The 11,712-nt window shown below is 42.8% G+C and carries 10 protein-coding genes; 2 read left to right on the forward strand and 8 right to left on the reverse strand.

Features of this window, described 5'->3' with window-relative positions:
- Positions 1-66: 66 nt before the first annotated feature.
- The 4 genes from motS to HHK01_RS11630 all read right to left on the reverse strand — a co-directional run bounded on the left by motS (position 67) and on the right by HHK01_RS11630 (position 4,041).
- Positions 67-840 (reverse strand): flagellar motor protein MotS, encoded by a 774-nt coding sequence (gene motS / locus HHK01_RS11615; RefSeq protein WP_170007949.1) that lies wholly within the window; start codon positions 838-840, stop codon positions 67-69.
- A complete protein-coding gene (motP, locus tag HHK01_RS11620; RefSeq protein ID WP_170007950.1) occupies positions 830-1,660 on the reverse strand; it encodes a flagellar motor protein MotP in 831 nt (276 codons plus the stop codon). The genes motS and motP overlap by 11 nt, the downstream gene beginning before the upstream one ends.
- A 56-nt stretch (positions 1,661-1,716) precedes the next feature.
- On the reverse strand, positions 1,717-2,715 hold the full coding sequence (gene ccpA / locus HHK01_RS11625) for a catabolite control protein A (protein ID WP_170007951.1): 999 nt from the start codon (positions 2,713-2,715) through the stop codon (positions 1,717-1,719).
- A gap of 246 nt (positions 2,716-2,961) precedes the next feature.
- On the reverse strand, positions 2,962-4,041 hold the full coding sequence (locus tag HHK01_RS11630; protein ID WP_170007952.1) for a bifunctional 3-deoxy-7-phosphoheptulonate synthase/chorismate mutase: 1,080 nt from the start codon (positions 4,039-4,041) through the stop codon (positions 2,962-2,964).
- A gap of 166 nt (positions 4,042-4,207) precedes the next feature.
- Between HHK01_RS11630 and pilM the strand changes: the two genes are divergently transcribed.
- Positions 4,208-6,406 (forward strand): pilus assembly protein PilM, encoded by a 2,199-nt coding sequence (gene pilM / locus HHK01_RS11635; protein WP_170007953.1) that lies wholly within the window; start codon positions 4,208-4,210, stop codon positions 6,404-6,406.
- 91 nt (positions 6,407-6,497) lie between these two features.
- Here pilM and HHK01_RS11640 read toward each other — a convergent pair whose 3' ends face one another.
- Both HHK01_RS11640 and HHK01_RS11645 read right to left on the reverse strand, forming a co-directional pair.
- Positions 6,498-6,935 (reverse strand): YtxH domain-containing protein, encoded by a 438-nt coding sequence (locus HHK01_RS11640; protein ID WP_170007954.1) that lies wholly within the window; start codon positions 6,933-6,935, stop codon positions 6,498-6,500.
- Between the two features lie 29 nt (positions 6,936-6,964).
- Positions 6,965-7,489, reverse strand: coding sequence for a DUF948 domain-containing protein (locus tag HHK01_RS11645; RefSeq protein ID WP_170007955.1), 525 nt, complete (start codon positions 7,487-7,489; stop codon positions 6,965-6,967).
- A 394-nt stretch (positions 7,490-7,883) separates the two neighbouring features.
- On the opposite strand from HHK01_RS11645, the gene HHK01_RS11650 reads away from it, so the two are divergent.
- Complete coding sequence (locus HHK01_RS11650; protein WP_170007956.1) at positions 7,884-8,999, forward strand: aminopeptidase; 1,116 nt, start codon at positions 7,884-7,886, stop codon at positions 8,997-8,999.
- 39 nt (positions 9,000-9,038) lie between these two features.
- Here HHK01_RS11650 and murC read toward each other — a convergent pair whose 3' ends face one another.
- Together murC and HHK01_RS11660 are read right to left on the reverse strand one after the other, a co-directional pair.
- The gene (gene murC / locus HHK01_RS11655; protein ID WP_170007957.1) at positions 9,039-10,343 is read right to left on the reverse strand and encodes a UDP-N-acetylmuramate--L-alanine ligase; all 1,305 of its coding nucleotides are present in this window, start codon (positions 10,341-10,343) and stop codon (positions 9,039-9,041) included.
- Between the two features lie 192 nt (positions 10,344-10,535).
- Complete coding sequence (locus HHK01_RS11660; RefSeq protein WP_170007958.1) at positions 10,536-11,648, reverse strand: nicotinate phosphoribosyltransferase; 1,113 nt, start codon at positions 11,646-11,648, stop codon at positions 10,536-10,538.
- Between the last annotated feature and the right edge of the window lie 64 nt (positions 11,649-11,712).

Below are 11,712 nucleotides of genomic sequence, written 5' to 3' on the forward strand. Positions count from 1 at the left end.
ACAATAAACATGTGTACCTCGTTTTGTTTTATCCTATAAAAACAGCGCCAATCCACATGAAGATCGTTACTGTCCTACTTCCGCACCTTGAAAGTCAGGATCTGAAATGATGATTTCCACACGGCGATTTTTCTGCCAATTTTCCTCCCGATCATTGGGAGCGACTGGTCTCGTTTCTCCATATCCAACTGCAGTAAATCGCTTTGGATCTAATCCTTCATTCTCAATAAAGTATCGTATAACGCTAGAAGCTCGTGCTGTCGATAACTCCCAGTTAGAAGGATATCTATACGTTTTAATTGGACGATTATCCGTATGTCCCTCAACCTTCACAAAGTTCGGGATATTTTGAAGTAGTGTAGATACCTTTTCTAAAAATGGGGTTGCCCCATGTAGTAACGTTGCTTCACCGGTTTCAAACAATACCTGCTCCTGCAAAACAAGAACAACACCTCGCTCCGTTCTGTTCGCTACCACAACATCCTGCAAACCCTCCTTTTCAAGGAAGGCCTGTACCTCTTCCATGATAACAAGCAATGAGTCTGCACTAGAGTCCGAGAAATTCGCTTCCGTCTCCTGCTTACTATCTTGCACTGAATTTACTTCTTTCTCTGAAATCGGTTCACCTGGTTGCTCGTATTCAACAATAGAAGGCTGAAAATCTAGTATACTCTTTTCGCTAAAAGAATCTGCTAATGCACGAAACTTCAAATTATCAATTTGTGACATAGAGAATAGCAATATAAAAAACACGAGAATTAGCGTAATCAAATCTGAAAAAGTGACCATCCATTTCGGTGCTCCCTGATTAACAGGTGGTCTCCGTCTTTTATAGTTCATTTCGAACGGTCTCCTCGCTAAAAGGACTCACCTTATCCTTATCCTCCTCCTCTTTCTGATCCTCATCAGAAAGAAATACAGCTAACTTTTCTTTAAGGAGTTTCGGATTTTGACCTGATTGAACGCCAATAACCCCTTCTATCACGATCTGTTTATAAAATACTTCCTCATCTGTTTGTGCTAATAGTTTTGCGGCAAGTGGGTGAAAAAATAAGTTTGCGAGAAGAGATCCGTATAAAGTAGTTAACAAAGCGATAGCCATGTTGGGTCCTAGCGTGGAAGGATCATTTAGGTTCTTGAGCATTAATACAAGTCCGATCAATGTACCGATCATTCCCCATGCTGGTGCATAATCACCTGCTTTTTCCAACAGATTGCGCATACGACCATGTCGTTCTTCCATTGCCCGAATATCAGCATGCATAATATCTGTAATGGTATCCGATTCTATTCCATCTATCGCTAGAAGGATTCCCTTTTTCAGAAAAGGATCTTTTACTTCATCAAGTTCCATTTCTAGAGCGAGCAGACCTTCACGTCGCGCACGATCAGATAGAAGAATACATGTTTCAATTAAGTCCTTCAAGCTGTGATCTTTAATTGAAAATCCTTGCTTTATTACACTTGGCAACCGCTTTAACTCCTTAATAGAGAAGTTAACGAGCATGGCAGCTGCCAGCCCTCCAAACAAGATGATCATAGACGGAATATCAAGGAATGAGAGAAATCCACCAGAAGCTCCATTTGACAATACGCCAAAGATTAAAACGAGAACGCCTACGACGATTCCAATTGGTGTCAGTAAATCAAGCCTTTTCATAAGTTGTCCTCTCTCCTCATTCCTATTTTTGTCTATTCCTTATATCGTCTATATATTTATTTTGTTGAGTCCCGAAATTCGATTCGGTGTGGCAATTCAACGATGTTTTGCTCAACATTTTCTTTGTTCATGAATTTTGTAAGAAGCCGCATGGATACAGCTCCAATGTCATAAAGAGGTTGGACAACCGAGCTTAGCTGTGGGCGCACCATTAAACTCAACCGTGTATTATCAGAACTAATAACCTCTAACTCATCAGGCACCTGAACTCCTTTGTCATACGCCCCGTGAAGCACACCAAGAGCCATTTCATCAGAGCCAACATAAACGGCTGTTGGCTTGTTTTCCCTATTTAGTAATCGTTCTACGGCCTCTAATCCAGCATCATATGTATAATCTCCCTCAATGACAAAAGCTTCGTCGTAAGGAACAGCTGCCTCTTCAAGCGCTCGCTCGTATCCTTTCATTTTGTGAGTCGAATTAATAGGCTCTCTCATGGGTCCTACAACAAATCCTACGTGCTGATGCCCTTTGTCGAGAAACATTTTTATCGCATCATAAGTTGCTTGTTCATAATTAATGTTCACTGATGGAATTCGCTTACTTTCCTCTAAAGAACTAGCTAATACGATCGGAACAGACGTCTTTTCAAACTCTTGAACATGCTCCTCAGTAATATAACCACCCATGAACACGATCCCGTCCACTTGCTTCCCTAGCATTGTTTGAATGAGGTGTAATTCTTTGTCTTTATTTTGGTCGGAATTACTTAGGATAATGTTGTAATTATACATGGTTGCGATATCCTCAATGCCTCTTGCTAGCTCTGCATAAAAAATACTAGAGATGTCTGGAATGATGACTCCAACTGTTGTCGTTTTTTTGCTTGCAAGCCCTCTTGCCACCGCATTCGGTCTGTACCCTAGTCGCTCAATCACATCCAACACCTTTTTACGCGTTACCGGTTTAACATTTGGATTTCCGTTCACAACACGAGATACTGTTGCCATTGAAACGTTCGCTTCACGTGCTACATCATAAATCGTAATATTCATCTTGCCAACTCCTTCTCATCACGTACCATTCATTTATTCGATAGTGTTTGCATTTTTCCACGAAACTACTCGAATAAAGGCCACTACTATGTGAATTACTATACGCCACACAGCGATATCTCGCAAACAGAAACCTAAAGCATTAAATTCTTCCCGCATTAAAAAATCCACTTCTACCTCAAAAACCCGCGTCAGCAAAAGCCACGCGGGTTCAAACCATAAGCCTAATTTTTCTCTTCGCCATTCTTACATTTTATGAGCAATTTTTTGTGGTAACAGCTCTCGAACAAATGCATCAAATTGACCGAGATCCATTTGCTGTGCGGAATCCGAAAGTGCGACTGCCGGGTCTGGATGAACTTCAGCCATAACACCATCTGCACCGATTGCTAATGCCGCTTTTGCTGTAGGGAGCAATAAGTCTCTTCTACCTGTTGAATGCGTCACATCAACAAACACCGGCAAATGCGTTTCCTGTTTCAGGATCGGCACTGCTGAGATATCCAGTGTATTGCGTGTCGCTCTTTCGTATGTGCGAATACCACGTTCGCACAAAATAATTTGTCCGTTTCCTTGCGCCATAATGTATTCCGCTGCGTTGATGAATTCATCAATCGTAGCAGCGAGTCCGCGTTTCAAAAGAACAGGCTTGTTGACGCTTCCTGCAGCTTTTAGCAATTCAAAGTTCTGCATGTTACGTGCCCCGATTTGAATTACATCTAAATACTGCAATGCTGGCTCGACATCAGCTGGATTCACGATCTCACTTATGACAGATAAGTTCTGCTCATCAGCAACTTGACGTAAAATTTTCAATCCTTCCATCCCAAGACCTTGGAAGTCGTAAGGAGATGTACGTGGCTTAAAAGCGCCACCACGCAAGAGCGTGAAACCTTTTTCTTTAATAGCTTTTGCGACCTCCGTTACTTGTTCGTAACTTTCCACCGCACATGGACCAAAAATGAACTGTTGAGTGCCGTCACCGACTTTGGTTCCTTTAATGTTTACGACTGTATCTTCTGGTTTCTTTTTCCGTGAAACTAGAAGAGCTTTTCTATGGTCATTCTTTTGTAACTCTAAACCTGCTTTAAAAATTTCTTTAAATAGGTGCTCTACGGTAGACTGTTGGAAAGGTCCATCGTTTTGTTCTTGAATTTTATTTAGCATAGTTCGTTCACGAACAGGGTCATATCGGTTGACACCTTGCGCTTCTTTTGCTTTACCGATTTCCTTCACAAGTTCTCCACGCTTATTCAACAAGTGCAATAACTGCTCGTTGATTTCGTCTACTTCTTGGCGAAGACGATCCAATTCTCGATGACTCATTCCATTCAACCTCCTATAAACGAATTCAAGCAGGGGATTCTTTCCCTGCCTTTCAAAGTGTGATACATTGCTTTTAAGATTAGGTCTCATTATAAAGGACAAAAAGTGTATTGTCACGAAATATCTTTATCCATTAACCGCTTTTAAGTAATAAAGCATTGTATGCATGATGAAGAAGGAAGGTGAATGTGTTTTGGAAAACGAAACACTTTTCGCATTAGATATTGGTACTCGGTCAGTCGTAGGCGTACTTTTGTCTAAGGAGGGCACGGGTTATGTAGTGAAGGATTGGTATGTTAAGGAACACGAAGAGCGTGCCATGGTGGACGGGCAAATCCATGACATTCCTGCCGTTAGCCGTGTCATTGAGATAGTTACCCAGCATTTGAGCGACAAACATGGGCCTCTTTCCTCCGTTTGCGTCGCTGCGGCTGGTCGTGCATTAAAAACAGAAACTGCATCAAAAGAGATCACTCTTTCGGGAAAAAAATCCCTCACAAGACAAGATGTACTGCACTTTGAAATGGAAGCCGTACAAGAAGCCCAAAAACGGGTTGCTGATCGTTATGACGAAGTGAGTAAACATTACTTGTGCGTTGGGTATTCTGTTCTCCACTATGAACTGGACGGCGACGAGATTGGTAGTTTATTAGATCAGCGGGGGGACATCGCAAAGGTCTCCGTCATCGCTACCTTCCTACCTAGAGTAGTCGTCGATTCTTTGACCGCCGCTCTTGACCGCTGTCACTTACAAATGGAAGCCTTAACACTGGAGCCAATTGCAGCTATCCAAGTACTCATCCCTACTTCCATGCGGCGCCTTAACGTAGCACTCGTAGATATTGGTGCAGGCACAAGCGATATTGCGATTACAAACGGAGGTACCGTTGTCGCATACGGAATGGTGCCTGTAGCTGGGGATGAAATGACGGAAAGGTTTAGTGACGCTTTTTTGCTCGATTTCCCAGAAGCCGAAGCCCAAAAGAGACGCTTATCTACTGAGGATGAGCTAACCTTTACAGATATTTTAGGAGTCGAGTCGACAGTAGCTAAAGAAGACATTTTACTGGAGCTTCAACCAGCTGTCGATCATCTAGCTTCCGCCATTGCCAAAGAAATCATTTCATTAAACCAACAACGATCGCCAAAAGCTGTCATGCTTGTTGGTGGAGGGAGTTTAACACCAAACCTAAAAGATTCTCTTGCTGAAAAACTCTCCCTCCCAAAGCAGCGGGTAGCTGTTCGTGACACCTCTGCCATTGCAGACCTTACACTTCCTGAACAGTTTCCAAAAGGTCCCGCCTTTGTAACACCGATCGGAATTGCTATAGCCTCCCACCAGTCACCAGTCCAATATGTATCGGTAACTGTAAATGAACAGCCTGTTCGCTTGTTTGAGCTGCGTAAACAAACAGTTGCTGATTGCTTACTAGCTTCTGGCTTATCTTTCAGCAAACTGCACGGAAAACCTGGGATGGGCTTATTCGTTACAGTGAATGGAATAGCGACAACTCTTCCAGGAGGTTTTGGAGAACCTCCTTATCTAACGAAAAATGGGCAGCCCTGTCAATACGATGACGTCGTCCAAAACGGTGATATCCTCGTTGCCGTTCCAGGTGAAGCTGGAAAAAGTGCTGTACGCACAATCAGGGATCTCCTACCGAGCAAGACACAGTCTTTCCGCGTTCGTTGGCAAGGAAAATGGGAAACAATAGAGCCTGTTGTTAAGCAAAATGGTCGTTTCACAAATCTTGAAGCTCCGTTACAAGATCGTGATGAAATTGAAATCCAATATTTAGAAAGCGTTCGTGATCTATGTGGAAAATTCAAACAGGAAGATTATCTTGCACAATGTCAGCCTTTTCATTGCACCATTGATGAACGGGATACGTATCTCCCCGGTGTAAATCGGCAGGTGACTGTTAACGGAAAAGTAGCCACTTTAGACACGACCATTAAAGAAGGGGATGACGTAGAGTTTACCTCCTACTCTCCAGTCACTGTAAAGCGACTTGCCGAGCGGAAACAGTGGACGCTTGCTATAGGTATTAGTGTAATGTTTCAAGGAAAACAAATTCGTATAGAAGAAGCTACGCTCGAAGTGTGGCGAGATGGGGAAAGACTAGGTAAAGATGAAGAGATTCACCATGGAGATCGGTTACGAACAAAAGTCTTGCAGGCTGAAACCTGCACATTCTTATTTCAGGACGTGTTCCGGTATGTAGACATTGAAATTCCCCAACAAGGTGGGAAAACCTTTCAGCTGCTTCAAAATGGAGCAAAGGCTACATTTACTTCTGTCCTGGCAGATGGTGATGTATTGGAGATTCAGTGGACACCTAAGCTTCCCCTTCGCAACATGTAACCTTCAAGTCATTGTAAAGCTCACTGTATGTATCCAAAAAGGGTGTTCTCATAGGAGACACCCTTTTTACGTTCATTTTTTCAAATAAGAATTACGATTGTACCTTTTCTTCTTCTCTTTCAGTTGCCTCTGCTCCCACTCCATCGCTATCTTCTGTTACAGCAATCTCTTCAGCATCTGCTTCTACAGAACGAAGAGTCTTCACCTTATTTACAAATTCGGAGTCTTGAAGTTGCTGTGACCATTGGGATGTCTTTTCTTTGGCCACTGAAGCTTTTTCTTTCGCGACGTTTGCGAATTCTGTTCCTTTTTGTGACGCTGTTTCACGAAGCTGACCTGTCTTCTCACGGAGGACCACGGCTTGTTCATTTAGATTACCGCGAAGCTCTTTTCCTGACTTCGGAGCGAGGAATAAAGCAGTCGTTGCACCCACAATTCCTCCGATGAGCGTACCGATGATAAAGTCTTTTGCATTAATGTTTGTTGGTTCCGGTTGATTTTGGTTGTTGTTTTGCGTTTGTTGAGCCATATAAAATTCCTCCTTCATATTTCCTATAGTTAAGCACCATCGTAAGAACGGCTACGGCTACGTTTTCGTTCGGGTTTTTTCGGTTGCGGATCTGCCTCTCGTTCATTTGGGACAACGATCGGTTGCTCCACTTGAGTTGGTTGCTTTTTGCGAGCCCGAAAACGGTCGCGAATTTCTAGTGCAACGTTCCCCCATTGAACAACTTGTGAGATTTTCTCTTCTTGTTCATTCATTTGGGAAGTAACCCGATCAGCGATGCGGTCTACAGAATGGTTGAACTTCTGTACACTTCGTCCAACTTCTTTTACAGCGGACACAACACCGTTTAGGCTTTCAGATTTCTGTTGCAAATCTTCAGCAAGAACATTTGTCTTTTGAAGCAAAGATGTCGTTTCACTCGTCACCCCTTGTAGCTGCTTCTCTAACCCGTCTAATGTATGACTGACACTCGTAAGCGTCATTTGCAAGGATCTTAAAGTTCGAGTGATATATACGACTAAAATGAAAAATGCTACGGCTATAATGGCAACGCTTATATATAGAATAACTTCCATTAGCTGACCTTGACACCTCCTGATTTTTAAGATGAAGGGGTAAGTGCGCGACGTCTAGTAAGAAAGACCACTAACCTTGCGCCATCTCCTGAGCAAACACAGGCACATTAGCTTACTTGCAAGCGAACAACATCTTTCTGATCTACATCGTGTAGACGACCTGGACCCTATGTATATATACTCTCCTTACCCTACCACGAAGAAATTCAAACTTCATCCCCGTCTCGTTTCTTAGTTATACCACAAAACCGTACTCTTCTTACCATAACCAATTCGATGCCTTTCCACAAATCCCTGCTGACTTTCGGGAAATTCATGCAATTTCTTTTTCACTGTAAATATCAGCAAACTTCGCTACAATAGAATAAGTACGATCAATAAGGAGGAATTTGAGATGAAAGATAGTCGCCTAAAGCAACTCGCCAAACAATTAATCCAGTACAGCGTCAACTTACAGCCAGGTGAAAAAGTACTCATTGAGAATTTTGGAATCCAAAGAGAGTTTGTCCAAGCACTTGTCGAAGAAGCTTATAAAGCCGGTGGTTTTCCGTTTGTTAGTTTAAAAGATCATCGCATTGACCGCTCTTTACTGCTCGGGGCTACAGACGAGCATTTTGACAAGATTGCCGAATATGAAGCAAAAGTTATGGGAGAAATGGACGCTTACATAGGACTTCGAGCGGGTAACAACATTAACGAGTTTTCTGACGTCCCCGATGAAAAGATGAAAATTCAGGGTAGAACGATTGGTAAACGAGTTCACCGTGATATCCGCGTACCTAAAACGAAATGGGTTGTCCTTCGTTTTCCGAATGATTCAATGGCCCAGCTCGCCCAAATGAGTACAGACGCATTTGAAGATTTTTACTTCCATGTGTGTAACCTCGATTATGCAAAAATGGATCGTGCCATGGATGCGCTCGTAGAACGTATGAACAAAACAAAAGAAGTTCACATTACTGGTCCTGGAACTGATTTGCGCTTTTCTATTGAAAATATTCCAGCAGTAAAATGTGCTGGGAGATTAAATATTCCAGATGGGGAAGTGTATACGGCCCCTGTGCGTGATTCAGTAGAGGGAACACTTACATACAATACCCCTTCTCCATACCAAGGCTTCACCTTTGAAAACGTACAGCTCACTTTTGAAAAAGGGAAGATCGTAAAAGCTAGCGCCAACGACACAGAGCGCATTCATCGTATTTTAGACACTGATGAGGGGGCGCGTTACATCGGAGAATTTGCCATCGGTGTGAATCCGTACATTCTACATCCCATGCAAGACATTTTATTTGATGAAAAAATCGACGGTAGCTTCCACTTTACTCCAGGCGAATGCTACGAAAATGCCTACAACGGTAACCATTCAGATATTCACTGGGACATGGTTACTATTCAGCGTCCTGATTACGGTGGCGGCACGATTGAATTTGATGGTACTGTTATTCGAAAAGATGGACGCTTCGTACCAGAGGACTTGCAAGCTTTAAATCCAGAGAATTTGAAGTGAATGAAAAAACGAGGCCTTCCTTAAGGAGCCTCGTTTTTCTTATTGTCTTTGTAAATAGGTTTCGTACGCGAGTTGAAACTTTTGAATGTCTCCAGCACCCATAAAAATCAGGACACTGTTTTTGTGTTCTGCTAACGGACTTGGATCTTCTTCTTGTAGCTGTGACGAATTCGATACGAGCTGTTGCAGGTCCGAAATCGAGAGCTGTCCGTGATGTTCACGTGCAGAACCAAAAATGTCACATAAATACACTGCATCAGCCTCGTTTAAACTATCAGCAAACTCATGTAAGAACGTTTGTGTTCGTGTAAAGGTATGTGGTTGAAAGACAGCAACAATCTCTTTTGATGGGTACTTTTGTCTGGCTGCATGAATTGTAGCGCGAATTTCAGTAGGATGATGAGCATAATCGTCAATGAGTATTTGTGTGCCTACCTGTTTTTCAGTGAAGCGTCTTTTTACACCTCTGAACGTTTCCAGTTGTTCCTTTACTTTATCTGTTTCAATTTCTTCGTAGTGGCACAACGCAATCACACCAAGCGCATTCAATACGTTATGGTCACCGTAGGCTGGGATAAAGAATCGCTCATAAAACGTATTACGAACAAAGACATCAAACGCCGTCCCTGCTGTAGATTTTTCTACATTACGTGCTTGGAAATCGTTCTCTTCACCAAAGCCATAAAACATAACAGGTACTTTCGCCTGAATCTTCTGTAGTTCTTCGTCGTCTCCACAAGCAATAATTCCTTTTTTCACTTGCCACGCCATCTCCTGAAAAGCGCCAAATACATCTTCTACATTGGCAAAATAATCGGGGTGGTCAAAATCTATGTTCGTCATAATCGCATAATCAGGTTCGTAACTCAAAAAGTGACGTCGATATTCACACGCTTCAAAAACGAAAAACTCGGCATTTTCATCCCCTTTTCCTGTACCATCCCCAATAAGATACGAGGTAGGTCGTGCACCTCGAAGGACATGTGCGAGTAACCCCGTCGTCGATGTTTTCCCGTGTGCTCCTGTAACAGCAACACTTGTGAATTTTTGGATGAATTCGCCGAGAAAACGATGATATCTAATCACCGGAATTGCCAATCGCTTCGCTTCTTGTAGTTCTTCATGGTCATCCGAGTAAGCGTTCCCTGCAATGACGGTCATGCCCGGTTGTACATTGGATGCAGAAAAGGGTAGAATCGGAATCCCAGCTTCTTCGAGTGCTTTTTGTGTGAAAAAATTTTTCTCTACGTCAGATCCTTGTACGCGAAAATGCATGTCGTCAAGAATTTGTGCGAGTGGACTCATTCCCGATCCTTTTATGCCAACAAAATGATATAGAGTCATATTGAGAACCTCCAGCAATCGTCTATCTGTTCACAGTATATGAAAAGGCGTCTCATTTGCAAGATGTCCGATGGGTTCACTCGTTGCCTTGGAAAAATGTCTCACCAAAGAATTTCATTTTTCCCCTGCCAACTAACTGCACTGACCATCAACAATCCACGTACGACAGCCTTCTCATCCTAATTCTTGGTGTCAATTGTACGGAACAAACTCCACTCTTTCCAACCGAGGATTCGGTCGGTAGCGCCTGCCCGCTTTTGCTTGTGGCTTTCCATTAAGAAGTACATTGTCCCCTGTAAATCCGTGGTGAATTTGAAGAAGAGAATTCCCTACTCCGTACAAGTCAACGGGTACCCCTTGTTTTTCAAAGGACTGTATCCGTTCTTCGTTAAACCCTCCACTTACGACAATCTTCACATGATGAAAACCTTCTTCGTCCAATGCTTTTCTCAGTGCAAACAACAATTCGGCGTTCACTCCACGTGGGTCGAAACTTCCAAGTACATGTTGATTTCGTAAAAAATATTGGTCAATCATTGTTCGGGACGTATCGATACGGACCCCCTTTAAATCAGAACCAAACGCTCTAGCAATTTTGAGAGAATCTGTAATCACATCATTGTTGTAATCAACTAAAGTAATCAAGTCATCTTCAGGGAATGTTTCTTGATACGCTTTTGTCGCTGCCACTATATCTCCATCAAACAATTGGATGAGAGCATGCGGCATCGTTCCCATCCCTTGTTTCCCCCACCATTCGTTCATGGCGTGAGTGGCTTGCGCTGTAGAGCCACCAATGTATGCCGCATAGCCGTCCCCCGCCTGTTGGGTGAAGTGATCGTCACGGTCTCCCATAAAGATGACTGGCTTTTGCTTTCCGGAAATACCGGCAGCCTTTACTACGTTATATACATTTGTAGCGACTGACGTTCGGCGGGCGAGTATCCCGTCGATCATCCCTTCAAGAAACCCAAAGTGCTGATACTTCCCTTCAATGGTCAAAACCGTTTCAAACGGGGAAACACGATCTCCATCCTTCAATGAATGAATCGTTAATGATTCTGGATTTTCACTAAATGTATGTACGAGTGCAATCGCTTCATCTGTTCCACACAATACGGCATGTTTCTTTTGAAAAAACTGCATGGTGACCGTATCGTCTGATTTGTATTTTTCAGCAAGTTCTTTTGTTTTCAAAAAGTAAACGGCAGAGAACCAACCTTCGCCGACCCGTTCATCAAACTTAAAAGTTTTGTTCGTCAATCGGGATATGTGTCCTTTAAGCTTTAGTTCTATTTCTTTCATAGCCACAAACTCCAATCTGCTTTCCTAGACTTTGCTGCTTGGCGTATCACATCCATGTTGGTAG

Source organism: Bacillus fonticola, assembly GCF_012955605.1.
In the GTDB taxonomy this organism is placed as follows: domain Bacteria; phylum Bacillota; class Bacilli; order Bacillales; family JC228; genus Bacillus_CG; species Bacillus_CG fonticola.